The sequence below is a fragment of the Agromyces archimandritae genome, from assembly GCF_018024495.1.
Lineage (GTDB): Bacteria > Actinomycetota > Actinomycetes > Actinomycetales > Microbacteriaceae > Agromyces > Agromyces archimandritae.
Genome location: NZ_CP071696.1, coordinates 1 through 25,256, shown reverse-complemented (window position 1 = coordinate 25,256; position 25,256 = coordinate 1). Strand labels below are relative to the sequence as shown.

The following is a 25,256-nucleotide window of genomic DNA, read 5'->3' as shown; positions in this document are numbered from 1 at the left end:
GGCGGTATCCGGGAGGATGACGGTATGACGACCACCGCGCTCAGGTCCGCACGTCTCGCCTCGCACGGCTTGAGCCGGCCGGTCGGCGGCGCGGCCGACGTCGTCGGGCGTCTCGGCGCTGTGCAGGGGCAGGATTTCGGGGCGTTGCGCTGGGCGATCGGGGCGCGGATGCCGCGGGGCGCCCGTGCCGCAGACATCGACCGGGCCCTCGAGGCGCGCCTGATCGTCCGCGGGTGGCCGATGCGCGGCACCCTGCACGCGGTCGATCCGGCGCTCTTCCACCCCCTCGTCTCGCTCACCGGCGAACGGGTGCTGCGGCAGATGGCCGGCCGGCGCCGAGCCCTCGGCATCGACGACGGGTTGGAGCACCGGGCGCGCGCGGTGCTCGAGCACGAGCTGGCCGGCGGCTCGCGTTCGCGCGAGGAGATCCGGGAGGCGTGGCGGGCGGCCGGCCTCGAAGCGGAACGCGAGCGCGGCTCGCACCTGCTGTACGGCTTCGCCGTCACGGGGCTGATCTGCCTCGGCCCGGTCAGCGGCAACCGGCAGCGCTACGTGCTCACCGAGGAGTGGATGCCGAAGGCGCCGCCTCGTTCGCACGACGAGGCGCTCGCCCTCGCCCTCACGAGTTACGTGCGCGGCCACGCACCGGCATCCGTCGAGGACTTCGCCTGGTGGGCCGGTCTCACGAAGCACGACGCACGGCGCGCTCGCGAGATCGCCGGCGCGGCCCTCGTCGAGGAGGCGGGGCTGCTCTCCCCCGCCGACGGTCCCGAGGCCTCCGCCCGCCCGGGCGGGTCGTATGCGCTCGCCGGCTTCGACGAGTACTACCTGGGCTATTCGGCGCGGGATCGGGTCGCGCCGGCCGGGGCGATGGATCTCATCGTGCCGGGGCGGAACGGCATGTTCCTGCCGATCCTCGTGCACGGCGGACGGGTCGTCGGCACCTGGCGACGCGTGCCGCGCGGCAAGGCCGGCACCGATGTCGAGGTGCGTGCGTTCGACGGCGATGGGGCGGCCATGCCCGAGCGCTTCGCCCCGTCGCTGGCCCGGTGGGCGGCCTTCGCCGGCACCCAGCTCGGCGAGGTGCGCCCGGCCGCATAGTCGCCGGATGGAACGGCGGAGGCGGGGCGGAACCGGTTCGGTGGTTCCGCCCCGCCTCCGGGCGCATCGAATGCTTACTGCTGGAGCGCGGCCTGCAGTTCGATCGTGATCGTGACGGTGTCGCCGAGGAGCACGCCGCCGGTCTCGAGGGCCGCGTTGTAGCTCAGCCCGAAGTCCTCGCGGTTGATCCGGGTCTTGGCGGTGGCGCCGGCCTTGTAGTTGCCGTACGGGTCGCCGCCGAAACCGCCGAACTCGAAGTCGAAGGTGACGGGCTTGGTGATGCCGCGGATCGTGAGGTCGCCGTCGACCTTGAAGTCGCCGTCCTCGACGCGCACGCCGGTGGAGACGAAGTCGATCGTCGGGTAGGTCTCGGCCTCGAAGAAGTCGCCGGTGCGCAGGTGCGCGTCGCGGTTCGGCTCGTTCGTGTCGACCGAGGCGACCTCGGCGGATGCCGTGACGCTCGAGTCGAGCGGGTCCTCGGCGGTGGTGAACGTCGCGGTGAAGCGCTCGAACTTGCCCTTGACCTTGCTGATCATGAGGTGGCGGATGCTGAAGCCGACCTCGCTGTGGGTGGGGTCGATGTTCCAGGTGCCGACGCGGTAGCCGGGGATCTCGATGCTCGAAGAGGTCGTCGTCATGGGTGTTGTCTCCTGATGGTCGAACGGATGGGCCGGTCATGCCCATGACGATTCAAACGCATCCACCGGTGAGGTCTATTCCCCTGCATGAAGATATGTGACGAAGCCGCTCAACGATCTGCCAGGGCCAGGCGCAGGGTCAGCACGTGCCGAGCCGCGTCCTCGAGCCGCTCGGGCGGGATCCGGCCCTCCTCGACCGCCGTGACGAGACCGGAGATGAGCGCCGCCGGGTCGATGCCGACGTCGGCAGGGTCGGCCGGCAGCACGTACAGCAGCAGGTCCCCGCCGGCGACGACGGCGCGAACCGCATTCTCGACGGGATCCTGATACTCGGGCAGGCCGCTGTTCTGCAGCATGGTCATGTCGTCGGTGACGACGACGCCGTCGAACCCGAGCTCGTCGCGGAGCATCTCGTGCCACGCCCGCGACAACGTCGCCGGCTCCTCGTCCACCGCCGGGTAGGCGAGATGCCCCGTCATGACGAGTTCCGCACCGGCGTCGATACCGGCCGCGAACGGCAGCGCGGGCCCCGCACGCCATTCCTCGAGGCTCAGATCGGCGGCGGGGATGCTCGTGTGCGAGTCGCCCGGCGCGGCACCGTGGCCCGGGAAGTGCTTGAGCGTCGATGCGACGACGCCGTGCTCTCCCTCGACGGCCGCCGCCGCCCGCTCGGCCGCAGCCCGGGGATCGGTGCCGAGCACCCGGTCGAAGATGAAGGAGTCCGGGTCGGCCGTGACATCGGCGATGATGCCGAAGTTCACCGAGACGCCGGCCTCGGCCAGCAGGGAGGCCCTGCGGGCGAAGGCCTCCTCCGTCGCCTCCGGCGGCGCATCCCGCAGTGTCGGGGCCGCGGCCGCATCGTCCCACGGAAGCCGTTGCACATCGCCGCCCTCCTCGTCGATGCCGATGAGCAGCGGGAAATCGGGGTCGCCGTCGACGGCGTCGACGAGCGCGGCGAGCTCGGCCGGGGTCGCCGGCACGTTGTCGCCCATGAGGATGAGTCCGCCGATGCCGAGATCGGCCAGCGCGGCCAGCGGCGCCGGATCGGTGCCCGGGGCGTGCAGCATGAAGAGTTGCGCGGCGCGCTGCTCGATCGACATGTCAGACAGGCGCTCCTCGACCTCCGCAGCGATGGGATCGAGCGTCGGCGTCGGCGTTTCGGTCGGAGTCGGCGCGGCCGCCGGGGCACCGCCCGACGGGGCGCACGCGGCCAGCAGCATCAGGGTCGCAGCGGCGATGAGGACCGAAGCGGAGGACCGTCGCATCGCTCCAGCCTACGCGTGTCCCCCGAACGGCCGGGGCGCCGCACGGCTAGACTCGCGGCGCGTATGAAGGGGGGATGCTCGTGCGAGGACGCGTCGTCGCGCTCGCGGCCGGCCTGCTGCTGACCGCCCTGCTCGCGGTGCCGACCCCCGCGGCCTCCGCCGACGAAGACGCCCCGAGCTGGGACGAGGTCGAGGCCGCGAAGCAGGACGCCGATGCCCGCGCCGCCGAGGTCGTGCGGATCGAATCGCTGCTCTCGGAGCTGACGGATCGCGCGGCCGAACTCGGCGAACGCGCCGTCGCCGCGGCCGGGGCGGCCGAGGAGACCAGGCGGGCGCATGACGAAGCCGCCGCCCGGGCGTCGGCGCTCGGCACCCGGGCGGATGCCGCGGCCGCCGCCGCACGCGAAGACCGCGAACGGCTCTCGCGCGTCGTCGCCCGACTCGCCCGCTCGGGCAGCGTCGACCCTTCGATGCGGCTCCTGCTCGGCACCGGGGCCGGCGAGGATGCCGCCGAGCTGCTGGACGGGCTCACCTCGGCATCCCGGATCGCCGAACGCCTCAGCGGGATGAGCGAACGCGCCCGGGCGCAGGCGGCCGAGGCCGACTCGCTGCGCGCGCAGGCCGATATCGCCGCCGCCGAACGCGAACGCCTGGCCGGAGAGGCCGAGGCCCGTGCCGCCGACGCCGAGCGCGAGCGCGCCGCCGCCGAAGCCGACGCGGCACGCACGGGAGAGCAGGCCGACACGCTCGTCGCACAGCTCGCCTCGCTTCGCGACCGCAGCGTCGATCTGGAACGCCGCTACCGGGCCGGCGTCGCCGCGGCCGAAGCCGCCGCCGAACGCGAGCGCGCCGCGCCCGCAGCGGCGGGCCGGGAGCCGGAGACCTGGGCATCCGCACCGGCCGGGGTGCTCGTCGACCCCGACGGGGCGCGTGCCTACGCGGCGGCGGCGATCGGGAGCTACGGATGGGGAGAGAACGAGTACACGTGTCTGGTGCTGCTGTGGAATCGCGAATCGAGCTGGCGGGCCGACGCCCTGAACCCGGAGAGCGGCGCCTACGGCATCCCGCAATCCCTGCCGGCCGGCAAGATGGCCTCGGCCGGGCCCGACTGGCTCACCAACCCCGAGACCCAGATCGACTGGGGCCTCGCGTACATCTCCGGCCGCTACGGGGCGCCGTGCGGAGCGTGGGCGCATTCCGAAGCCGTCAACTGGTACTGAACCGGCTCCCCCGCTCGCGGGCCGTGCTCCAGTACGCTGGAGATGACCACCGAGGACGGCCATGACGCACGATTCGCCAGCACATCCGCACGAGGCGCTCGACAGCATCGACCGCAAGATCGTCGCCGAACTGAGCCGCGACGGGCGGCTCAGCGTGCGCACGCTCGCCGAGCGCGTGCACGTGTCGCGCACCGCCGCGCACAACCGGGTGCAAGCGCTCGTGCGGCGCGGGGTGATCACCGGCTTCGGTGCGCAGATCGACCGCAAGGCGATCGGGCTGAACATCTCGGCACTCGTCGTCGTGCGCATCGCCGAGGTGTCGTGGGAGGCCATCGCCGCCAAGCTCGCCACCCTGCCGTTCGTCGAGAAGGTGCAGGCCGTCTCGGGCGATATCGACATCATCCTCACCGTCAGCGCCCCCGACCACGAGCAGCTGAGCCAGGCGATCCTCCGCGACATCCACGAGATGCCCGGGGTCGTCTCGACGCGCTCGCACCTGATCCTGGCCGAGATCCCCGGCCGCCCGCCCGCGCAGGCCCTGGACATCTGGCGTCACTGAGGCGCTCCGCGGCGGACGCACGGCACGCCTTCCGGCGGCCCGGGGCCGTTCGTTCACGATTGCCGAAAGCGCCCCACGCGGCGGCCGGCGGTGCTCCAGCATGGCCCTATGAGCCTCAACGTCGAGCCGGGAACGCTACGCGCGCTCCCCTCCGAGAAACCGCTCCGCCTTCTCGACAACGCCGGTCACGCCCTCGAGGGCGAGGTCACCGGCGGCTTCGAGCTGCCGGATGCCGACACCCTCCTCGAGCTGTACCGCCGCATGGTCGTCGCCCGGCGATTCGACGTGCAGGTCACGGCCCTGACCCGCCAGGGACGCCTGGCGACCTACCCCTCCGCGCTCGGCGAGGAGGCCTGCGAGATCGGCGCGGTCAGCGCGATCCGCCCCGAGGACTGGTTCTTCCCGACGTACCGCGACAGCGTCGCACTGCTGACCCGCGGCATCCGCCCGGCCGACATCCTCGCCTCCTTCCGCGGCGAATGGCACAACGGCTACGACCAGCGCGAGCACCGCACCGCGGCCCAGGCGACGCCGCTGGCGACCCAGACGCTGCACGCCGTCGGCCTCGCGCACGCCGCACGCCTCCGCGGCGAGCCGATCGTCGCCCTCACCTTCCTCGGCGACGGCGCCACGAGCGAGGGGGACGCGCACGAGGCGTTCAACTTCGGCGCCGTCTGGCAGACGCCGACCGTGTTCGTCGTGCTGAACAACCAGTACGCGATCAGCGTGCCACTCGAACGGCAGACGAACGCGGCGACCCTCGCCGACAAGGCCGTCGGCTACGGCATGCCCGGCTACTTCGTCGACGGCAACGACGTCGCCGCGATGTACGCCGTCACCAAGGCCGCCGTGGAGCGCGCACGCACCGGCGGCGGGCCGACCCTCATCGAAGGCTTCACCTACCGCATCGAGGCCCACACGAACTCCGACGACCCGAGCCGCTACCGCGACCAGCGCGAAGTCGAGCACTGGCGCCGGCGCGACCCGATCGAACGGCTCGAGAAGTACCTCGTCTCGGAGGGGGTGCTCACCGAGTCGATCCGCGAGGAGATCGCCGCTGCCGCCGAGGCCCTCGCCGCCGCCACCCGCGAGGCCATGAACGAGGAGGCCGAGCTCGACCCGCTCGAACTCTTCGACCACGTCTACGCCGCCGAACGGCCGGCGCTCCGCGAGCAGCGCGACGCCCTGGCGGCCGAGCTCGCCGCCCGCAGCGAAGGAGGCGAGCGATGACCACCGCTCACGAGACCGAGACGAAGACCGAGGCCGCAGTGGATGCCGCGCCCGCCGCATCCGCCGGCGCCACGGCATCCGCCGCCCCCGTCACGATGGCCGGCGCCCTGAACCGGGCTCTGCACGATGCGATGGCCGACGACGACACGGTCGTCGTCTTCGGCGAGGACATCGGCCCGCTCGGCGGCGTGTTCCGCGTCACCGACGGGCTGCAGGCCGCGTTCGGCGCCGACCGCGCCTGGGACGCGCCGCTGGCCGAATCCGGCATCGTCGGCACGGCGATCGGCATGGCCGTGTACGGGCTGCGCCCGGTCGTCGAGATGCAGTTCGACGCCTTCAGCTATCCGGCCTTCGAGCAGATCGTCTCGCACGTCGCCAAGATGCGGAACCGCACGAAGGGGCGCCTCAGCCTGCCGATGGTCATCCGCATCCCCTGCGCCGGCGCGATCGGCGGCGTCGAGCACCACTCCGATTCCTCCGAGTCGTATTGGGCGTCGACGCCGGGCCTGACGGTCATGATGCCCTCGAACCCCGCCGACGCCTACTCGATGCTCCGCGAGGCGATCGCCGGCGACGACCCGGTGATCTTCATGGAGCCCAAGAGCCGCTACTGGGCGAAGGACGAACTCGTCCTGCCGGTGCGCACGGCGCCCGCCGACCGCGCCGTCGTGGTCCGCGAGGGCACCGACGTCACCCTGATCGGCTACGGCCCGACCGTGCGCACCGCGCTCGAGGCCGCAGACGCCGCCGTCGACGAGGGCCTCTCGGTCGAGGTGATCGACCTGCGCAGCCTCTCGCCCTTCGACGATGCGACGCTCGACGCCTCGGTGCGGAAGACCGGCCGGGCCGCCGTCATCCACGAGGCCGCGAAGTTCGGCGGCTACGGCGCCGAGGTCGCCGCCCGCATCACCGAACGGAACTTCTTCCATCTGGCCGCACCGGTGCTCCGCATCACCGGCTTCGACATCCCCTACCCGTCGCCGAAGCTCGAGGAACACCATCTGCCGACGCCCGACCGGGTGCTCGAGGCGCTCGCGAGCTGGGAATGGGAGCTGGCATGACGCACGAATTCATCCTCCCCGATCTCGGCGAGGGCCTCACCGAGGCCGAGATCGTCGCCTGGCTCGTCGCCCCCGGCGACGAGGTCGCCGTCGACCAGCCCGTCGTCGAGCTCGAATCCGCGAAGTCGGTCGTGCAGCTGCCGACGCCGCATGCCGGCACGGTCGTCTCCCTCGGCGGCGAGGTCGGCGAGGTGCTGCACGCCGGTGCGGTGCTGCTGACGCTCTCGGGTGCGGATGCCGCGCCCGCCGCCCCCGACGACGCCGCAGGAGCGGATGCCGGCCGTGCGTCCACGGAGTCGCAGCCCGGCGAAGAGTCGGGCGCGGTGCTGATCGGCTACGGCACGCGCGCCTCACGGGCGACGAAGCGCGCCGCGGGGGCCGGTTCGCGGTTCGGCCGCACCGCGACGACGGCGTCCGCATCGGAGCCTGCCGCTTCGGGGCCCGCCGCATCGGCTGCCGCACCGGCATCCACCGGCGAGGCCGCCCCGAGCCTCGACCCCGCGCGCCGCTCACCCGTCGTCTCCCCGATCGTCCGCCGTCTCGCACGCGAGAACGGCTTCGATGCGAGCCGGCTCATCGGCAGCGGCCCCGACCGGCTCGTCGTGCGCCGGGACGTCGAGGCGTACATCCGCTCGGGTCGCGGCTCGCACGTCGGCGCCGAGGCTCCGGCCGCCGCCCCCGCCGCGCCGGCCGTCGCATCCGGCGGTGTCCGCCGGCAGCCGCTCGGCCCGGCCGCCCGTGCCGCCGCCGCGCAGTTCACCCGTTCCCGCCGCGAGATCCCCGAGGCGACGGTTTGGGTCGACGTCGATGCGAGCGGCCTCGTCGCCGCCCGCCGCGAACTGCAGGAGGCGACGGGCGAGCGCTTCGGCTTCACCGCGCTGCTCGCGCGTTTCGCGATCGCCGGCCTGGCCCGCCACCCCGCGCTGAACGCGAGCTTCGACGCCGAACGCTCCGAACTCGTCCTCCACGACGAGGTGCACCTCGGCCTCGCCGCCCAGACCCCGCGCGGCCTCATGGTCCCCGTCGTGCACGGCGCCGGCGGCCTCGACCTCCGGGGCCTGCGCGATGCGATCGCCGACCGCACCCATCAGGCCGGCGAGGGCGCCTTCCCGCCCGATGCGCTGGCCGGCGGCACCTTCACGCTGAACAACTACGGCACGCTCGGCGTCGACGGGTCGGCGGCGATCATCAACCATCCCGAGGTCGCCATGCTCGGCGTCGGCCGGTTCATCGAGCGGCCCTGGGTCGTCGACGGCCGCATCGAAGCGCGCACGGTCACCGAGCTCACCCTCTCCTTCGACCACCGGGTCTGCGACGGCGCCGAGGCGGCGGCGTTCCTCACCTTCGTCGCCGGGTGCATCGAACGCCCGATGCGGCTGCTCGCCGAACTCTGAGGCGACGACTGCGGGGGTGGATGCCGTCTCGATACGCTCGCTGGCGCTCGCTCCTCGACCGGCGGCACCCCGGCGGTCGAGGAGGCCGCTTGCGGCCGTATCGAGACCGCATCCACCCCGCAGTCGTTTCGTCGATCAGAAGAAGTCGCCCGGGGTGCCCGCGGCGCGTTCCACGTCGGTTGTGTCGATGTTCGCCCCGCGCAGACGCGCAACGGCGACCCGCAGGCCGGATTCCATCTGCGCGGCCCAGTTGTCCGACTCCCGCACGGCGGTCTCGGCCGCACGCGCACGCGCCTCGGCGGTCGCGGCGGCCGTGCGCGCCTCGCGCACCTGCCGCACCGCGAGGGTGAGCCCGTAGTAGGCGACGACGACCGTCGCGATCGGGGCCGCGATCACGGCGAGGGCACTGATCGCCGCCCCGGTCGGGCTGAAGGCGATGAGCAGCCCGAAGGCGAGGAAGAGCGCGAGGATCGCGGCGAGCACGACGATCATGAACCGGAAGTCGGTGGTGTGCCGGTTCCGGTCGGGAGCGGCGATGCTGGCGGCGTCCTCGTCGCCGAGCGGCTCGACCGCGCGGTCGATGGGGTCGGCGTCTTCGTTCGGCGTCGCTCGGTATCCTGCGTCTGTCATTGGCTCGATCACTCGCTTCCGTTGCTCGGCTCGCGCACGTGGTCTCATTCAACGCTGCCCCCGCTCGGGGGGTCAAGACGCCGCGCGGGGTGTCGAGATCCCGCCCTCGCGGATGCCGTCCGGCATCCGCACACGGCCTCAGCCTTCCATGACCCGGATCGGCCGGCCCGCCGCCCACGCCGCGATGCCCTCGACGGCGTCTCGGTAGAAGACCTCGTACTGCTCGCGCGTGACATAGCCGATGTGGGGGGTCAGCACGGTGCGCGGCGCCAGCCGCAGGGGGTGGCCGGCCGGAAGCGGTTCGGTGTCGAACACGTCGAGTGCGGCCATGCCGATGCGGTCCTCCTCGAGCGCGGCGATGAGGGCGTGCTCGTCGGCGATCGGCCCCCGCGAGGTGTTCACGAAGATCGCGTCGGGTTTCATGAGCGCGAACTCCCGTTCGCCGACGAGGCCGCGGGTGCGGCGTGAGAGCACGAGGTGGACGGTGAGGATGTCGGCGGCGGCGAACAGTTCCTCCTTCTCGACGCGGCGCACGCCGTGCTCGGATGCGCGCTCTGCGGTGAGGTGCTCGCTCCAGGCGATGACGTCCATGCCGAAGGCGAGGCCGACGCGGGCGACGCGCGCGCCGAGGTTGCCGAGGCCGAGCACGCCGAGGGTGCGGCCCTCGAGGCCGCGGCCGACGGTGCGCTGCCAGCCGGCATCCGCCGTCCAGCCGCGCCCCGCCGAGCCGAGCTCGACGTCGAGGCGGCGGACGGCCGCGAGGATGAGCGCCCAGGTGTGCTCGGCGGCCGGCGACGGCAGGTAGCCCGTGTGGCTCACGACGACGCCGTGCTCGTGCGCCGCGGCGAGGTCGATGGATGCGTTCCGTCGCCCGGTCGAGACGATGAGGCCGAGCTTCGGCAGGCGTGCGAGCCGGGCTGCGGTGAACGGGGTACGCTCGCGCATCGCGACGACGGCGTCGAAGCCGTCGAGCGCGGCGACCACCTCGTCGTCGCCGGCCCCCAGGTATTCGTCGAACACGGTGATCTCGGCGCCGTGGTCGCGTTCGAGCCGGTCCCAGTCGGCGAATCCGCGTGCGGCGTTCTGGTAGTCGTCGAGGATCGCGATGCGCATGCCTGCATCCTAGGCGCGCGGCCGCGAAGCGGCTTCGGGCGGCAGCGCCTCGCAGGCCGCTGGCGCCGCCCGCCCGCGTCGGTGGATGCCGGTATCGTCGTCACGCCGCCCGCACTCCTCACCGGCGCGCGGCATCCCGAACCCGAACCGAGGAGCCTCCACCGCCGATGATGGGCGTCAACCACGCGACGAGCGGCGCAGCCGTCTGGATCGCCGCGACCACCGCCATGCCGTATGCCGCCACCGGCATGTTCCCCCTCGAGGCCACGGGCGTGCTCGTCGGTGCCGCCGTCTGCGCCGGCGCCGCACTCCTGCCCGACGCCGATCACCACAGTGCGACGATCTCGCAGTCGGTGCCCGTGCTCGGCCGTATGCTCACCGGCTTCATCGGCGAGGTCACCGGAGGCCACCGGCAGGGTGCGCATTCGCTGCTGGCCGTCATCGTGGTCGCGGTCGCCGCATACGTGCTCGGGCAGTTCACCGTCGCCACCGAGTGGGTCGGCGAGCTCGCCCCGGGGCCGGCGATCGCGACCGTCGCCCTCGTCGCGTTCGCCGTCAAGGCACGCGAACTCGTGCCGTCGTGGCCGCTCGCGTGGCTCGTCGGGCTCGTCGCCGGGGTGCTCGTCGTCTTCTTCGCCCCGGAGTCCTTCGACTGGTTCCCGCTGGCGATCGTCCTCGGCTACGTCACCCACCTCGCCGGCGACTTCCTGACCTCGGCGGGGCTGCCCGGCGCCCTGTGGCCCTGGGTGCCGAAGCCGCCGCGGTTCTGGCGGCGCCTGCCGATCGTGAGCGCGATCTGGCTGCCGAACGGCTATTTCGCCCTCCCGCTCCTGGGCGATGCCGGGTCGGCGCGCGAGAAGCTCCTCGGCACCGCCCTCGCCGTCTACTGCACGATCGGCATCGGCTACGAGGTGCTGCGCGGGTTCGGCTACGACCCCGCGCAGCTGCTCGCCGGGTTCTGAATCGGCGCCGCCGGCCGCATCCCGGGTGCGATGCGGTCGCCCGCACACCGTAGGCTCGATCGGGTCGCCCCGAACGGGGCGCATCCACACTGCGCGCCGCCCGAGGCGCCGGGAAGGAGCCGGGATGAGGGTCGCCGTCACGGGTGCGAGCGGGTTCATCGGAGGAGCCGTCGCCACCGCTCTCGCCGACGACGGACACCGCGTGACCGGCTACGGTCGCCGGGTCGGCGGGTGGTCGCATCCGCGCGGCACGTACCGGGTGTGGAACATCGGGCGGGGCCCCCTGCGAGACCCCGAGCGGGTGGATGCCGTGGTGCACTGCGCGGCCCTGAGCGACGACTGGGCGCGCTACGAAGACGCCCTGCGGGTCAACCGCGACGGCACGCGCGCGGTCATCCGCACCTTCCCGGGCGCACGCATCGTCCAGGTGTCGACGTCGAGCGTCTACGACGCCTTCGGGCCGAACGTCGACGAACGCGAGGACGCCCGGCCGCCCCGCCGATACCTGAGCGCGTATGCGGCGACCATGGCGCTCGCCGAGGCCGAACTCGGCGGGCGGGACGCCGCGGTGCTCCGCCCGCACGCCGTCTACGGTCCGGGCGATCCGCTGTTCCTGCCGAGCCTCGTCGACGCGGTGCGCGCCGGCCGCCTGGTGCTGCCGGATGCCGGGGCGGTGCAGCACTCCCTGACCCATATCGACAACCTCGTGGATGCCGTGCGCCTCGGCATCCACGCGCACGGGCCCCGCGGGGTCTTCAACGTGACCGACGCCGAACCCGTTCGCCTTTCGCACGCCGTCGCCGAACTGCTCGAACGGCGCGGCACGAAGGTGCGGATCTCCGGGGTGCCGACGGCCGCCGCGATGCGCGGGGCGCACGCCCTCGAACGGGCCGCTCGCATCTCCGGGCGCCGCCCGCCCGTCACCCGGCACGCCGTGAGCCGCCTCGGCTACGAGCGCACCTTCGACCTCACCGCGGCGCGCGAACGACTCGGCTACCGGCCCCGCGAGACGAACTTCGAGGGCGCCGAAGCCTGGTGATCGGCGGCTCCCGCCGCGGACCGCGCGATAGCGTGGAAGCGGGGCCATCATGACGAACCGCGAACCAGCGTTCCGGGTCGGCGATCACGTCGGCTGGAACTCCGAGGCCGGCCACGTCGCCGGCACGATCATCGCCGTGCACACGAGCGACGTCGACTTCCACGGCTACACGCATCACTGTACGCCGGAGCATCCGCAGTACGAGATCCGGAGCGACACGACCACCCATATCGCCCTGCACAAGGGCACCGCCCTGCACCTCCTCGGCGGATGACGGGCTCCGAAAACCGGGGCACGCCGACCGGCGGCGCCCGGGTCGTCTACACGATCGGCCACTCGACCCGTTCCCTCGAGGAGGTCGTCGCCATGCTCCGTGCGCACGACGTCACGGATCTCGTCGACGTGCGGTCGTTCCCGAGCTCGCGGAAGCACCCGCAGTGGAACCGCTCCGAGATCGAGACCTCACTGCCGTCCGACGTCCGCTACCACTGGATCCGCGAGCTCGGCGGGCGTCGCCACACGCCTGCGGGGACCCCCTCACCGAACGACGGATGGCGGGTCAAGGCCTTCCGCGACTACGCCGACTACATGGCCGGCGATGCGTTCCGGCACGGACTCCGGGAGCTGCTCGCGATCGCCGCCGAGGGTACGCCGGCGATCATGTGCAGCGAGGCCGTCCCGTGGCGTTGCCACCGGCGCCTCATCACCGACGCGCTGCTCGTGCGCGGCGTGCGTGTCCGCCACATCATCTCCCCCATCCGCACGACGACGGCCGACCTCACCCCCTTCGCCCGCGTCGACGGCGACCGCATCACCTACCCGGCCGACGCGGACCCCGAAGTGGGGGCCTGAGGCCCCGCGCTCAGCCGGCGAACGCGTCGAGGAGCCAGATCATCCCGAACATGAGGGCGGCGAAGATCGGGAAGATCCACGCGGTCGCGATGAGGAACAGCAGCCGGCGCGGGTTCGCCGGAGCGGCGCCGCGAATCGGGTCGACGATCGCATCGCTGTGCCGGCTCCGCACGTTCTGCACGGTGCCGATCACGGCGATCAGCACGAGCACGGCGGCCGTGACCACGACGACCGGCACCGCGGAGAACACGAGCCAGGCATCCGCGTCTGAGGCGGGCGCCAACAGCGCCGACACCGCGCCGGAGACCGCCGCGATCGCCACCACGACCGCGGGCATCCAGCGCAGTCGTGCCATGGAGCGGATGTAGAGGGGCCAGATGAACATCAGGGTCAGGACGACCGGGATCGCAAGCACCGCAGCCTGCAGCGCGGAGAGCATGATCGGCTCGCCCTCGATCATGGCGGTGCTCGCCAGCGCGAAGGTGATGAACGCGATCAGGCCGATCACCGGCTGCACGACGGTGCGCACGGCCTGCCGGCGGCCTCCCTCTGCGGGAAGGTCGAGCGAGTCCGCGTACTCCCGCGGGGCGCCGAAAGCCTCTTCGGCGCTCTGGCCGCTGTCGGCGAGCAGCTCCGTCACGCTCGCGAGCGCGTCGCCGATCACGGGACCGGGCACCCGGCGCATGCGGAGTTCGACGGTGAAGAGCTCGATCCAAAGCTCGTCGGTCATGGTGGTCGTGTTCATCCGAGGTCCTTCCCGGCCGTTCCGGTCAAATAGTCGTCGGCGTTCGACGCGAACAGCCGCCAGGATCCACGCAGGCGCTCGAGCGCCTCGCGCCCGCTCTCGGTGAGCGAGAAGTATTTGCGCCCTGGGCCGCCGTCGCCCGCACGCCATTCGGCGGTGACGTACCCGGCGCGTTCGTACCGGGTGAGGAGCGGGTACAGGGTGCCGCCCTTGACCGTGCCGAGCCCGTGGGCGGCGAGGTCGGAGATGATCGCATAGCCGTACGACGGCCCGGCCTCGAGGGCGCGAAGGACGAGGATGCCGAGAGCCGCGCGCATCCAGTCTTTCGGCCATTCCCCCTCGGGAGCGGCCGCGGCGGGATCACTATTCTCGTGCACGACTAGATTGTGTCCCTACATAGTCGAACATGTCAAGGTTGAGCCATGGCCAGAACGGACCGCGCATCGCTTCTCATCCATGCCGACCCCGAGCTCCTCTTCGAGGCGCTCACGACTCCCGAAGCACTGCTCGCCTGGCTGCCGCCGGCCGGGATGCACGGCCGCTTCGAGCACGTCGATCTGCGCGAGGGCGGCTCGTACCGGCTGATCCTGAGCTACGAGGACGCCGCCGGCGCACCGGGCAAGACGACCGACGATTCCGATGCCTCGGATGTCCGCATCGTGCGGATCGTCCCGGGCCGTCTCGTCGAGCAGGAGATCGTCTTCGACGCCGAGGACCCGGCGTTCCAGGGCACGATGCGGATGACGTGGACGGTCGATCCCGCCGACGGCGGAGCCGAAGTGCAGATCGAGGCGCGCGGCGTGCCGGACGGGGTCCTCGCCCGCGACCACGCGGCCGGCCTCACCTCGTCGCTGGCGAATCTGGCGGCCTACCTCGATCGCCGGTGATCGCGCTCAGCTCTCGAAGCGCGCCGCGGCTTCCGCGGACGTCGGCGTGAAGAAGCGGACTAGATTGCCGTCGGGGTCGCAGAACAGCAGCGACCGGTTGCCCCAAGGCATGTCGGTCGGTTCGTTCACGAAGCTCTCGATGGAGCCGGCGAGCTGTTCGTAGCTCGTATCGACGTCGTCGACCAGGAAGTCGAGGGCGACCGAACGGTTCGACACGGACTCGGCCGCCCCGTCTCCGAGCATCGGGACGGTCTTCGTGCTCGCGATCGCCAGGGTGTCCCCCGGCGTGCGCAGCTCGGCGAACAGCGGGTGGACGCGGACGGCGGTCAGGCCCGTCAAGTCGCTCCGCGGCCGCTACGGCGGGTACCGCCTCGCCTCGGGGATCCGCATGCCGCCGCTCATGCTCTCGAGCGAGGAAGCCCTCGCCGTGGTCCTCGGACTCCTCAACGCCCGCGCAGCGCCGGGTGTCTCGCACGCCGCGATGCTCACGGCGACGTCGAAAACACGACGGGTGCTGCCGGAGGAAACCGCGCGACGACTGGGCGCGCTGCTCGACACCGCAGCGATCGACACCGTCGACGACCGGACGGTGCCGGACGCCGACATCCTGCTCACCGTCGCCGATGCGGTCGCGAGGCGATACCCGCTCGCCCTCCGATACCGCGGGACTCGCGGCACGGGTCCGGCGAGATCGGTCGAGCCGGAGGACCTCGTCTCGTACGCCGGGCGCTGGTATCTGGTCGCGCACGATGTCGACGCCGCGGCCGGCCGGACCTTCCGGGTGGATCGGATCCAGGAGGCACGACGAATACCCGGAGAGCTCCCGCCGGCCGATCGGAGCGATGCCGCCCGGGCGGTCGCCGAACTGGTCGACGGGTTCGCACGCGCCGAACGGCGATGGCGCATCACGCTCCGCGCACAGGCCGACGAGGCGACGATCCGTGCGGGGTTCCCGGCGAGCGTCGCCGTGATCTCCGCGCTCGACGGGGACGAGGCCGGCTGGCATCGCGTCGAGATCCAGGCCGAGCGCCTCGAGTGGATCCCGCCGGTGATCGCCGCACTGCCGTGCGCGGTGCACGTCGACGAACCCGCCGAACTCCGGAGGCTGCTGCAGCATACCGCGGCGCGTCTTGCGGCGATCGCACGCCGCTCCCCCGTGTGAGCGGCGCATCGCGAGGCGTCCGGCACGTCCGGAAACGAAGAACGGGAACCCGTTGATTGCGCTCGCCGGTTTTCCCCAGAGTTGCTCACCGAAGTTCCCCAGGTCGCGAGGTCAGGTTAGTGCAGGTTTGTGCCGGTCGTGGCGCGGCGGAGTTCGTCGGCTGCGGTGGCGTGGTGGCGGAGCCGGTAGGAGGGCCCGTCGAGTGTGACGACGACGGATCGGTGTAGGAGTCGGTCGAGCATGGCTGCGGCCACGGTGGTGTCGCCGAGGACCTCGCCCCAGGCGCCGACGGGCCGGTTCGTGGTGATCACGATCGAGGTCTTCAGGTAGCGCTGGTTGATGACTTGGAACAGGGCGGACGCGGCTTCTGCGGGCACTGGCAAGTAGCCGAGCTCGTCGATGATGAGGAGCGTGGGTCCGGCGAAGAACCGCATCATCGTGGACCATTTCCCTCGATCGCGGCGCGGTGGCAGCGGGCGGCGAGGTCTGCGGCGGAGGTGAAGTAGACGCGGTAGCCGGCGGTGACGGCGGCGTGCCCGAGGCCGGTCGCGATGTGCGTCTTCCCGACTCCGGGCGGGCCGATCAACAACACGTTCGTGGCGGTATCGATGAATCGGCAGGTGCCGAGCTCGGCGAGTAGGGACTTGTCGATGCCGGAGGCGTGGTCGTGGTCGAAGTCGTCGAGGGTGGCGCCGGTGGGCAGGTTCGCGAAGCGGAACCGGCCGGTGAGGCGGCGGGCTTCGGTCGCGGTGACCTCGATCTGCAGGAGCCGTTCGAGCGCATGGGTGAGCGACCAGCCCTCCGCGGCGGCCTGGTCGAGGACCGTGGGGAGCGCGTCAGCGGCGTCGGCGAGTTTCAGTTCGGCGAGGTGGCCGCGCAGCTGCTGATAGACGGACGCGTCCGTCTTGGTCGGGGCGGGTGTGGTGGTGGTCATCGGAGGGTGTTCCTGTTCTTCGCGGCCTGCTCGTAAGCGGCCAGATCGATCACGGTCGAGACGGGCGCGGCAGGCCCGGTGAGGAGGGCTGCAGCGCGGAGTGCTGCCGTGCCGGGTGGGATGCGTTCCTTGCGTCGGTGCGGGCGGCCCGGTGGCGCCGAGGCCAGAGCGACGGCCTCGAGCGCGGTGACGTGCCCGGTGTCGCGGACGGTGACTCCGAGTCCGGGCTCAGCGACCCGGTGACGGGCGATGACCGCGCCCGAGAGGGTGGCAATGTCGATGATGTCGGCGCCGAGGCGCTGGGAGACGGTCACCTTCGCGGCGGCGAGTTCGGGTGGGACGGAGTAGCGGTTCCCGCGCCAGTCGATCAGCGCCTGCCGTGTCGCGGTGCGCTCCTCGGTCACGATCACCGGGAACGCTGCTGTGGGCAGCGGTCTGAGTCGCTCGTTCGCGAACATGGCCACCGCGGTGCTCGACCCCTGCTCGCCCTCACGGCGCCGGGCATCCTGACCGACCGCGAAGGCGTTCAGGCTGGCCTGCGCCTGCTCGAGGGTGAGGTCGTCGGGCAGTGTGCGCCACCAGCGTTGCGCGGCGGTGTGGTTGTTCTTCTCGACGACGCCCTTGCGGTTACCTGACCGTGGTCGGCAGACCACCGCGGTGACGCCATGGTGCTTCGCGAACCCCGCGAACATCGCCGTGAGATCCCCGGTCCCCGGGTCCAGGACGGTGCGCATCCGATCGAAGCGCCAGACTCCGGGTCAGCCCGCCCAACAGGCCGAGCAGTGCTGTCATCGCGGCGAGCAGGTGCGGGGTGTCCATCGACGGCGAGATCACCGCCCGCCAAACACCGGAGTGCGCGAGAGAGCCGACGAGGACGTATGCGGTCTTGCGACCGAATCCCCAATGGGCGGGCGGGTCGGGCATCTCGACCCAGTCGAACTGAGTCTCCTCCCCGGGCGGGTGCTCGATCACGGCGTTCGCGCGTTTCGTGACATGCGCGCACGCGACGCATGCCGGCCGCAGCCCACGGTCGCGGATCTGCCGGGTCAGCGTCGGATACGACCCGTCGTAGCCGAGTGGACGCAGCTCGTCCAGCAGTGTCACCGCCCACAGATGCGGATCCTCTACCAGCCGTGCGGTGACATAGTCGACGAACACGTCGAACCCGTCTGGCGCCGCGCGTTTACGGACCCCAGGTTTGCGTTCACCGGCCAGGTATGCGCGGATCGTCTTGCGGTCGTGGTGGGTGCGGCGGGCGATCTCGCTGATCGTGAACCCCTGCCGTTTCAGAGCGTGGATGTCCACGCTGCTCCTCTCTGAGAGCATGAGAAACAGGGCCTTCCTCGGGCTGGTGCGTGGTCAGAGACCTCCAGCATCGAGGAAGGCCCGCCTCATGCGACGGAGCGACCCAGGGTGGGGAATATCGATGAGCAGAACCGAGGAATTTCAGTGAGCGCCGTCACCGTGACACCTTCGTGTCGCGTGTTCCCGTTCGACTATTCGGTGGGGCTCCTAAATACTTACTGTGGGCTGTGTCAAGTTCGGTGGACGGTCTGTTTGGTGTTCAGGCCGCGATCGCGGTCTGAGGGTCGTGCTGGGCTCGGACTTCGGCCGGGGTGCGGTATCCGAGGCTCGAGTGCAATCTGCGACGGTTGTAGAACACTTCGATGTACTGCATGACGTGGAACCGTGCCTGCGCTCGGGTCGTGAAGTGGTACCGGTGGTACATCTCGTTCTTCAGCATGCTGAAGAACGATTCGGCCACGGCGTTGTCCCAGCAAACCCCGGTGCGTCCGACCGATAGGCGCACTCCGAGACTGTCGGCGATGTCGGCGTAAGCCTGCGAGGTGTAGACGCTGCCGCGGTCGCTGTGGAAGATCGCCCCGTGCTCGACACGCCCGTGCGCGTGGGCCATGCGAAGGGCGTCGGCGACGAGTTCGGTGCGCATGTGATCGGCCATCGACCAACCCACGACCTCACGGTTGAACAAGTCGATGACGGTGGCCAGGTACAGCCATCCCTGCCCGGTACGCAGGTAGGTGATATCGCCCACCAACCGGGTCCCGGGGTGATCGGCGGTGAAGTCGCGGCAGAGCAGATCGGGGCGTTCGGCGGCGTCAGCGGCGGGGATCGTGGTTCGCTTCCTCGTACGCGGCTGAACGCCGAATAGTCCCGCCTCACGCATGAGTTTCCGGACCAGGCCTTCCGACGCGTGGATGCCGCGGCGGCCCAGTTCGGCCACTACTCGCCGGAACCCGCTGGTCTGGGCCGAGTCGTGATGGATCTGCATGATCAGTTCTGACAGGGCCGCTCGTCGCGTCGCCGCCGGCGAGGCCGTGCCCTGCCGCCGCGCCCACGCGTAGTAGCCGGCGCGAGTAACGCCGAGCATCGAGGCCATGAACTCGACCGTGTGGTTGGCCTTCTCCGCGTGGATCAGCGTGAACTTCACGCTCACCGCTGTTCCCGGGCGAAGAAGGCCGCGGCTTTTTTCAAGAACGCGTTCTCCTCGATCAACCGGCGATTCTCAGCCTCCAGACGAGCGATCCGTGCTGCATCGACCGGCATCGGCGCGGTCTGCGGATCAGGATGCTGCTGCCGGTATGCCTTGACCCAGTACCCCAGCGAGGACTCGTTGATACCCAACTCCCTGGCGACCTGCGCCACCGCACGCTTGCCCTGCACGACGAGCTGGACCGCGTCGGCCTTGAACTCATCCGTGAACTTCCTACGACTCGACGACATCTCGTGAAACTACTTCCTGGTAACAACCGTCAACAGAAAGTGTCACACCCCACTGCAATCGAAACGAGACAACCCGTCAAATCGATGGACTGATGGCAGAAGCCCGAGGTCAGATCAGGGGTGTAGCGCCCCTACGCGCGTTGCGGCCCCCGCGATCGGCGCGCAAAGGGAAGCACTTGCCTACTGAAACGGAGCGGGCCATTGTGGCCGAGTACCAGGCCGGGCAGACGATGAGAGCGATCGCGACGAAGCACGGTATTCATCGTGTCACGGTCAGCGAGGTACTCGATAGGACGGGCACGCCGAAACGGGCTCTTCGGACATCTGTGGGGTGAGGGTCGCCGGGTGATGGTTGGCGGGTAGGGGTCGAGGTCCCCGAGGATCAGAAGCGCTAACTCTCCGATCGACCACGAGGACCTCGACGTGCTTCACCCTACTTCGGCGCGCTCTGCCGTGCTCCCTGCCGCCTGTCCGTGCCCGCGCTGCGACCTGCTGGTCGGTCTCAACGGCGTGCATGTCGAGCACGTCGATCGCCGCGACGGGCTGCTGGTCGTGACGGTCTCGAGCCCGCCGGCACCGACCGGATGCCCGGGATGCGGGGTCGTCGCCATCGGTCGTGGGCGTCGCCGCCGGGTGCTGCATGACGTGCCCGGCATCACACGGGTTCGGATCGTGTGGCGGCAACGCGTGTTCCGCTGCGGCGATGCCGACTGCGCCAGGAAGACGTTCGTCGAGCAACTCCCGGGCCTGGTCGCGCCGCGCGGGTCGATCACGACCCGCGCCATCGCTTGGGCGATCGGGCAGCTGCGACGCGAGCACGCGACCATCGCGGGGCTCGCCCGTCAGCTCGGGACATCGTGGAAGACGGTGTGGCGGGCCGTCGAACCCGAACTGATCAAGCTCGCCGAGGACGAGTCCCGGTTCGAGGGCGTCACGATCCTCGGTATCGATGAGCATGTCTGGCATCACGTCGACCCGCGCCGGCGGGGACCGAAGGAGCTGACCGGGATGGTCGACCTCACCCGCGACAGCAGCGGAAACACACGGGCCAGGCTCCTGGATCTGGTACCCGGCCGGTCCGGGAAGGCGTACGCGGGCTGGCTCGGTGAACGCGGCGACGCATTCCGGAAGCAGGTGAAGATCGCCGCGCTGGATCCGTTCGCCGGATACAAGACCGCGATCGAGGACACGCTCGACGACGCCGTCGCGGTGCTGGACGCGTTCCATGTTGTCAAGCTCGGCACCGCCGCCGTCGACGAGGTCCGCCGTCGTGTTCAGCAGGACACCCTCGGGCATCGGGGCCGCAAAGGGGCTCTTCTGACTTTGGGTGGGGGTCGGGGTGACACGCCGGGCGATGGCGTGGTGGTGTGAGGTGGGTCGAGGCCCCGAGGATCGGTAGCGACCAAGCAACCCTTCCCCAGGAGTCCTCGACCCGTGCCCGATGTTACGGGGTGCGCTTGCGCGCGCCCATCCTCTGCCAGCTACTGCGACCGTTGTGACGTGCTCGTCGGCCTTGGCGGGCTGCGCGTGACAGGCGCCTGCCGCCACGCTGACGGCGTGCTCGTCATCGACCTCGAGTCACCTCCGGGGCCTGCCGGGTGCCCGCGGTGCGGGCGGGTAGCCGAGTCCCGGGGCCGTAAGCAGATCTCGTTGATCGATGCGCCGATGGGCGCCGCCCCGGTGCGTGTCCGGTGGCGCAAGCGCCGGTTCCGGTGCGTCGATGACGCGTGCGCGCAGAAGTCGTTCACCGAGCAGGACACCGCCGTGGCCGCCCCGCGTGCGCAGCTCACGGTCCGAGCCATCTCGTGGGCGGTCGCTCAGATGCGTCGTGAGAACGCGTCGGTGCAGGGCATCGCTCGGCAGCTCGGGGTGTCGTGGAAGACGGTGTGGCGGCACCTCAAACCGGTGCTGGAGCGCCTGGCGGCGGACGAGTCCCGCTTCGCCGGGGTCACCACCCTGGGCGTCGACGAGCACCTGTGGCACCACGTTTCCACCAAGCCCGTCGAAGACGGCGGACGCGGGCCGAAGGAGCTGACCGGGATGGTCGACCTGACCCGCGACGCGTCCGGGCGTGTGCGTGCCAGGCTGCTCGACCTCGTGCCCGGCCGGTCCGCGAGAGCCTATGCCGACTGGTTGCACGAGCGCGGCGAGCAGTTCCGTGACCAGGTGCAGATCGCGACGTTGGCCCCGTTCGCCGGATACAAGAAGGCCCTCGATGACGAACTCGACGACGCGACAGCGGTGCTCGACGCGTTCCACGTCATAAAGCGGCTCTTCGGAGATCTGGTGGGGGTGAGGTGTCCGGGGCGTGACTGGCGTGTAGGGGTCGAGGTCCCCGAGGATCAGAAGCGCTAACCACCTGATTCCGACCGAGGACCTCGACGTGCTTCACCTTACTTCGGGGCGCGTTGACGCGCGTCCGGCTGCTGATCCCTGTGACCGTTGTGACCTGCTGCTGGGCCTGGACGGGGTCCACGTCGAGCATGTCGATCGCCGTGACGGCCTGCTGACGGTCACGGTCTCCAGCCCGCCGGGACCTGCCGGGTGCCCATCGTGCGGGGTGATCGCGACCGGTCGTGGCCGCCGACGCCGGGTGCTGCGGGACGTGCCTGGCGCTGACCGGGTGCGCCTGGTATGGCGGCAACGCGTCTTCCGCTGCGAGGACACCGACTGCGGCCGGAAGACGTTCATGGAACAGCTCCCGTCGTTGGTCGCCCCACGCGGATCGATCACGGCCCGTGCCGTGGTCTGGGCGATCGGGCAGTTGCGTCGCGAACACGCCACCGTCCAAGGCTTGGCTCGTCAGCTCGACACGTCGTGGAAGACGCTCTGGCGGGCCGTCGAACCCGAACTCGAGCAGCTTGCCGCCGACGAGTCCCGGTTCGACGGGGTCAGCACCCTCGGTGTCGATGAACACATCTGGCACCACGTCGATCCCCGCATGCGCGGCCCGAAGGAGTTGACCGGGATGGTCGACCTGACCCGCGACGAGCACGGCAAGACGCACGCCAGGCTGCTGGACCTCGTGCCCGGCCGTTCCGGGCGCGTCTACAAGGCCTGGCTGGACCAACGCGGCGAGGACTTCCGTCGGAACGTGAAAGTGGCCGCCTTGGATCCCTTCGCCGGCTACAAGGCCGCCATCGACGACAAGCTCCACGACGCGATCGCCGTGCTGGACGCGTTCCACGTTGTGAAGCTCGCTACCGCCGCCGTCGACGAGGTCCGCCGCCGGGTCCAACAGGACACCCTCGGCCATCGCGGCCGGAAGGGCGACCCGCTCTACGGGATCCAGACCATCCTCCGCGCCGGGGCCGAGCACCTCACCGACAAGCAACGAGCACGTCTGGTCGCCGCGATCAACGCCGACCCCGCCCACGAGGAAGTCTTCATCGCCTGGCAGTGTGCACAGCAACTCCGCGCCGCCTACCACGCGAAGGATCTGGCCCAAGGACGACGGATCGCCGTCACCGTCGTCGACACGTTCCACACCTGCCCGATCCCCGAGATCGCCCGCTTGGGCCGCACCCTGAGACGGTGGCGCGACGCGTTCCTGGCCTACTTCACCACCGGCCGCTCATCCAACGGCGGCACCGAGGCCGTGAACGGCATCATCGAACTCCACCGCCGCCTCGCCAGAGGCTTCCGCAACCGCCACAACTACCGCCTCCGCATGCTCCTCGCCGCCGGCGGCCTCACCCCATGACCCCCACCGGATGTCCGAAGAGCCCATAAAGCTCGGCACAGCCGCAGTCGATGAGGTCCGTCGTCGCGTTCAGCAGGCCACCCTCGGCCACCGCGGTCGCAGGGGCGACCCGCTCTACGGGATCCGCAACACCCTCCGCGCCGGACGGGAGAACCTCACCGACCGGCAGAAGCAACGCCTCACGGACGCGTTCACGCAGCGGGAGGAGCACGTCGAGGTCGAAGTCGCCTGGCAGTGCGCACAGCAACTCCGCGACGCCTACCGGGACCCCGACCTGACCGCCGGTCGAAAGATCGCCGAACAGGTCCTCGACTCATTCCCCTCGTGCCCGATCCCCGAGATCGCCCGCCTGGGTCGCACCCTGACCCAGTGGCGCGACGCGTTCCTGGCCTACTGGTCCACGGACCGCTCATCCAACGGCGGCACCGAAGCCGTGAACGGCCTCATCGAACTCGCCCGCCGCATCGCGCGCGGGTTCCGCAACTACGACAACTACAGACTCAGAATGCTCCTCATCGCTGGCGGACTCGACCCCACCTAAAGTCAGAAGAGCCCGCAAAGGGGCTCTTCGGACATCCGGTGGGGGTCATGGGGTGAGGCCGCCGGCGGCGAGGAGCATGCGGAGGCGGTAGTTGTGGCGGTTGCGGAAGCCTCTGGCGAGGCGGCGGTGGAGTTCGATGATGCCGTTCACGGCCTCGGTGCCGCCGTTGGATGAGCGGCCGGTGGTGAAGTAGGCCAGGAACGCGTCGCGCCACCGTCTCAGGGTGCGGCCCAAGCGGGCGATCTCGGGGATCGGGCAGGTGTGGAACGTGTCGACGACGGTGACGGCGATCCGTCGTCCTTGGGCCAGATCCTTCGCGTGGTAGGCGGCGCGGAGTTGCTGTGCACACTGCCAGGCGATGAAGACTTCCTCGTGGGCGGGGTCGGCGTTGATCGCGGCGACCAGACGTGCTCGTTGCTTGTCGGTGAGGTGCTCGGCCCCGGCGCGGAGGATGGTCTGGATCCCGTAGAGCGGGTCGCCCTTCCGGCCGCGATGGCCGAGGGTGTCCTGTTGGACCCGGCGGCGGACCTCGTCGACGGCGGCGGTAGCGAGCTTCACAACGTGGAACGCGTCCAGCACGGCGATCGCGTCGTGGAGCTTGTCGTCGATGGCGGCCTTGTAGCCGGCGAAGGGATCCAAGGCGGCCACTTTCACGTTCCGACGGAAGTCCTCGCCGCGTTGGTCCAGCCAGGCCTTGTAGACGCGCCCGGAACGGCCGGGCACGAGGTCCAGCAGCCTGGCGTGCGTCTTGCCGTGCTCGTCGCGGGTCAGGTCGACCATCCCGGTCAACTCCTTCGGGCCGCGCATGCGGGATCGACGTGGTGCCAGATGTGTTCATCGACACCGAGGGTGCTGACCCCGTCGAACCGGGACTCGTCGGCGGCAAGCTGCTCGAGTTCGGGTTCGACGGCCCGCCAGAGCGTCTTCCACGACGTGTCGAGCTGACGAGCCAAGCCTTGGACGGTGGCGTGTTCGCGACGCAACTGCCCGATCGCCCAGACCACGGCACGGGCCGTGATCGATCCGCGTGGGGCGACCAACGACGGGAGCTGTTCCATGAACGTCTTCCGGCCGCAGTCGGTGTCCTCGCAGCGGAAGACGCGTTGCCGCCATACCAGGCGCACCCGGTCAGCGCCAGGCACGTCCCGCAGCACCCGGCGTCGGCGGCCACGACCGGTCGCGATCACCCCGCACGATGGGCACCCGGCAGGTCCCGGCGGGCTGGAGACCGTGACCGTCAGCAGGCCGTCACGGCGATCGACATGCTCGACGTGGACCCCGTCCAGGCCCAGCAGCAGGTCACAACGGTCACAGGGATCAGCAGCCGGACGCGCGTCAACGCGCCCCGAAGTAAGGTGAAGCACGTCGAGGTCCTCGGTCGGAATCAGGTGGTTAGCGCTTCTGATCCTCGGGGACCTCGACCCCTACACGCCAGTCACGCCCCGGACACCTCACCCCCACCAGATCTCCGAAGAGCC

Annotated in this window: 24 protein-coding genes and 4 pseudogenes; 16 read left to right on the top strand and 12 right to left on the bottom strand. The window is 70.8% G+C overall.

Annotated features, from left to right (window positions below; translation table 11 throughout):
* Positions 1 to 24 precede the first annotated feature (24 nt).
* Entirely contained in the window at positions 25 to 1,101 is a 1,077-nt protein-coding gene (locus G127AT_RS00140) for a winged helix DNA-binding domain-containing protein (RefSeq protein ID WP_210898609.1), read from the top strand.
* A gap of 74 nt (positions 1,102 to 1,175) precedes the next feature.
* On the opposite strand, the gene G127AT_RS00135 is transcribed toward G127AT_RS00140, so the two are convergent.
* Both G127AT_RS00135 and G127AT_RS00130 read right to left on the bottom strand, forming a co-directional pair.
* Positions 1,176 to 1,739 (bottom strand): YceI family protein, encoded by a 564-nt coding sequence (locus G127AT_RS00135; RefSeq protein WP_210898607.1) that lies wholly within the window; start codon positions 1,737 to 1,739, stop codon positions 1,176 to 1,178.
* A 110-nt stretch (positions 1,740 to 1,849) separates the two neighbouring features.
* Positions 1,850 to 3,004 (bottom strand): glycoside hydrolase family 3 N-terminal domain-containing protein, encoded by a 1,155-nt coding sequence (locus tag G127AT_RS00130; RefSeq protein ID WP_210898605.1) that lies wholly within the window; start codon positions 3,002 to 3,004, stop codon positions 1,850 to 1,852.
* Positions 3,005 to 3,078: 74 nt separating this feature from the next.
* Between G127AT_RS00130 and G127AT_RS00125 the strand changes: the two genes are divergently transcribed.
* From G127AT_RS00125 to G127AT_RS00105, 5 genes are all read left to right on the top strand, one after another.
* Entirely contained in the window at positions 3,079 to 4,224 is a 1,146-nt protein-coding gene (locus G127AT_RS00125; RefSeq protein WP_210898603.1) for an aggregation-promoting factor C-terminal-like domain-containing protein, read from the top strand.
* A 61-nt stretch (positions 4,225 to 4,285) separates the two neighbouring features.
* Complete coding sequence (locus tag G127AT_RS00120; protein WP_210898601.1) at positions 4,286 to 4,783, top strand: Lrp/AsnC family transcriptional regulator; 498 nt, start codon at positions 4,286 to 4,288, stop codon at positions 4,781 to 4,783.
* 108 nt (positions 4,784 to 4,891) lie between these two features.
* A complete protein-coding gene (gene pdhA, locus G127AT_RS00115) occupies positions 4,892 to 6,013 on the top strand; it encodes a pyruvate dehydrogenase (acetyl-transferring) E1 component subunit alpha (protein WP_210898599.1) in 1,122 nt (373 codons plus the stop codon).
* Positions 6,010 to 7,074 (top strand): alpha-ketoacid dehydrogenase subunit beta, encoded by a 1,065-nt coding sequence (locus tag G127AT_RS00110; protein ID WP_210898597.1) that lies wholly within the window; start codon positions 6,010 to 6,012, stop codon positions 7,072 to 7,074. Before pdhA ends, G127AT_RS00110 begins: the two co-directional genes overlap by 4 nt.
* The gene (locus tag G127AT_RS00105) at positions 7,071 to 8,468 is read left to right on the top strand and encodes a dihydrolipoamide acetyltransferase family protein (protein ID WP_210898595.1); all 1,398 of its coding nucleotides are present in this window, start codon (positions 7,071 to 7,073) and stop codon (positions 8,466 to 8,468) included. Before G127AT_RS00110 ends, G127AT_RS00105 begins: the two co-directional genes overlap by 4 nt.
* A gap of 135 nt (positions 8,469 to 8,603) precedes the next feature.
* Here G127AT_RS00105 and G127AT_RS00100 read toward each other — a convergent pair whose 3' ends face one another.
* Together G127AT_RS00100 and G127AT_RS00095 are read right to left on the bottom strand one after the other, a co-directional pair.
* Entirely contained in the window at positions 8,604 to 9,098 is a 495-nt protein-coding gene (locus G127AT_RS00100; RefSeq protein WP_210898593.1) for a hypothetical protein, read from the bottom strand.
* Between the two features lie 138 nt (positions 9,099 to 9,236).
* The gene (locus tag G127AT_RS00095; protein WP_210898591.1) at positions 9,237 to 10,211 is read right to left on the bottom strand and encodes a D-2-hydroxyacid dehydrogenase family protein; all 975 of its coding nucleotides are present in this window, start codon (positions 10,209 to 10,211) and stop codon (positions 9,237 to 9,239) included.
* Positions 10,212 to 10,378: 167 nt separating this feature from the next.
* On the opposite strand from G127AT_RS00095, the gene G127AT_RS00090 reads away from it, so the two are divergent.
* The 4 genes from G127AT_RS00090 to G127AT_RS00075 all read left to right on the top strand — a co-directional run bounded on the left by G127AT_RS00090 (position 10,379) and on the right by G127AT_RS00075 (position 13,064).
* Positions 10,379 to 11,173, top strand: a complete 795-nt coding sequence (locus G127AT_RS00090) for a metal-dependent hydrolase (protein ID WP_210898589.1) — start codon at positions 10,379 to 10,381, stop codon at positions 11,171 to 11,173.
* Positions 11,174 to 11,297: 124 nt separating this feature from the next.
* Positions 11,298 to 12,212: an NAD-dependent epimerase/dehydratase family protein gene (locus tag G127AT_RS00085; protein ID WP_210898587.1), complete on the top strand. Its 915-nt coding sequence runs from the start codon at positions 11,298 to 11,300 to the stop codon at positions 12,210 to 12,212.
* Between the two features lie 49 nt (positions 12,213 to 12,261).
* Positions 12,262 to 12,486: a hypervirulence associated TUDOR domain-containing protein gene (locus G127AT_RS00080; RefSeq protein ID WP_210898585.1), complete on the top strand. Its 225-nt coding sequence runs from the start codon at positions 12,262 to 12,264 to the stop codon at positions 12,484 to 12,486.
* Positions 12,483 to 13,064 carry a DUF488 domain-containing protein gene (locus tag G127AT_RS00075; protein ID WP_210898583.1) on the top strand — a complete coding sequence of 194 codons (582 nt, stop codon included), beginning with the start codon at positions 12,483 to 12,485 and terminating at the stop codon, positions 13,062 to 13,064. The genes G127AT_RS00080 and G127AT_RS00075 overlap by 4 nt, the downstream gene beginning before the upstream one ends.
* A gap of 10 nt (positions 13,065 to 13,074) precedes the next feature.
* Here the strand turns inward: G127AT_RS00075 and G127AT_RS00070 are convergent, their stop codons facing one another.
* Together G127AT_RS00070 and G127AT_RS00065 are read right to left on the bottom strand one after the other, a co-directional pair.
* Positions 13,075 to 13,809 (bottom strand): hypothetical protein, encoded by a 735-nt coding sequence (locus tag G127AT_RS00070; protein ID WP_210898581.1) that lies wholly within the window; start codon positions 13,807 to 13,809, stop codon positions 13,075 to 13,077.
* Positions 13,806 to 14,186 (bottom strand): PadR family transcriptional regulator, encoded by a 381-nt coding sequence (locus G127AT_RS00065; protein WP_425305871.1) that lies wholly within the window; start codon positions 14,184 to 14,186, stop codon positions 13,806 to 13,808. Before G127AT_RS00065 ends, G127AT_RS00070 begins: the two co-directional genes overlap by 4 nt.
* A gap of 45 nt (positions 14,187 to 14,231) precedes the next feature.
* On the opposite strand from G127AT_RS00065, the gene G127AT_RS00060 reads away from it, so the two are divergent.
* Positions 14,232 to 14,696: an SRPBCC domain-containing protein gene (locus G127AT_RS00060; protein ID WP_210898579.1), complete on the top strand. Its 465-nt coding sequence runs from the start codon at positions 14,232 to 14,234 to the stop codon at positions 14,694 to 14,696.
* A 6-nt stretch (positions 14,697 to 14,702) separates the two neighbouring features.
* Here the strand turns inward: G127AT_RS00060 and G127AT_RS00055 are convergent, their stop codons facing one another.
* The gene (locus G127AT_RS00055) at positions 14,703 to 15,035 is read right to left on the bottom strand and encodes a VOC family protein (RefSeq protein WP_210898577.1); all 333 of its coding nucleotides are present in this window, start codon (positions 15,033 to 15,035) and stop codon (positions 14,703 to 14,705) included.
* 49 nt (positions 15,036 to 15,084) lie between these two features.
* On the opposite strand from G127AT_RS00055, the gene G127AT_RS00050 reads away from it, so the two are divergent.
* Entirely contained in the window at positions 15,085 to 15,858 is a 774-nt protein-coding gene (locus tag G127AT_RS00050; RefSeq protein ID WP_210898575.1) for a helix-turn-helix transcriptional regulator, read from the top strand.
* A gap of 116 nt (positions 15,859 to 15,974) precedes the next feature.
* Here the strand turns inward: G127AT_RS00050 and istB are convergent.
* The 4 genes and pseudogenes from istB to G127AT_RS00035 all read right to left on the bottom strand — a co-directional run bounded on the left by istB (position 15,975) and on the right by G127AT_RS00035 (position 19,534).
* Positions 15,975 to 16,792: pseudogene (gene istB, locus G127AT_RS00045) on the bottom strand (IS21-like element helper ATPase IstB).
* Entirely contained in the window at positions 16,789 to 17,484 is a 696-nt protein-coding gene (locus G127AT_RS15940; protein ID WP_244857634.1) for a Mu transposase domain-containing protein, read from the bottom strand. The pseudogene istB and the gene G127AT_RS15940 overlap by 4 nt, the downstream one beginning before the upstream one ends.
* Positions 17,420 to 18,097 carry a hypothetical protein gene (locus tag G127AT_RS15935; RefSeq protein WP_244857633.1) on the bottom strand — a complete coding sequence of 226 codons (678 nt, stop codon included), beginning with the start codon at positions 18,095 to 18,097 and terminating at the stop codon, positions 17,420 to 17,422. Before G127AT_RS15935 ends, G127AT_RS15940 begins: the two co-directional genes overlap by 65 nt.
* A 259-nt stretch (positions 18,098 to 18,356) precedes the next feature.
* A protein-coding gene (locus G127AT_RS00035) for an IS3 family transposase (protein ID WP_425305853.1) occupies positions 18,357 to 19,534 on the bottom strand; the annotation gives its coding sequence in 2 pieces (ribosomal slippage) (positions 18,357 to 19,276 and positions 19,276 to 19,534; 1,179 coding nt in all).
* Positions 19,535 to 19,987: 453 nt separating this feature from the next.
* On the opposite strand from G127AT_RS00035, the pseudogene G127AT_RS00030 reads away from it, so the two are divergent.
* The 4 genes and pseudogenes from G127AT_RS00030 to G127AT_RS00015 all read left to right on the top strand — a co-directional run.
* Positions 19,988 to 20,845 (top strand): annotated as a pseudogene (locus G127AT_RS00030) (transposase); the annotation flags it as partial.
* A gap of 246 nt (positions 20,846 to 21,091) precedes the next feature.
* Complete coding sequence (locus tag G127AT_RS00025; protein ID WP_210898573.1) at positions 21,092 to 21,889, top strand: transposase; 798 nt, start codon at positions 21,092 to 21,094, stop codon at positions 21,887 to 21,889.
* Positions 21,890 to 21,917: 28 nt separating this feature from the next.
* Positions 21,918 to 23,237 (top strand): ISL3 family transposase, encoded by a 1,320-nt coding sequence (locus G127AT_RS00020; RefSeq protein WP_425305851.1) that lies wholly within the window; start codon positions 21,918 to 21,920, stop codon positions 23,235 to 23,237.
* A 25-nt stretch (positions 23,238 to 23,262) separates the two neighbouring features.
* A pseudogene (locus G127AT_RS00015) lies at positions 23,263 to 23,778 on the top strand (ISL3 family transposase); the annotation flags it as partial.
* Positions 23,779 to 23,823: 45 nt separating this feature from the next.
* Here G127AT_RS00015 and G127AT_RS16345 read toward each other — a convergent pair.
* A pseudogene (locus G127AT_RS16345) lies at positions 23,824 to 25,142 on the bottom strand (ISL3 family transposase).
* Positions 25,143 to 25,256 lie beyond the last annotated feature (114 nt).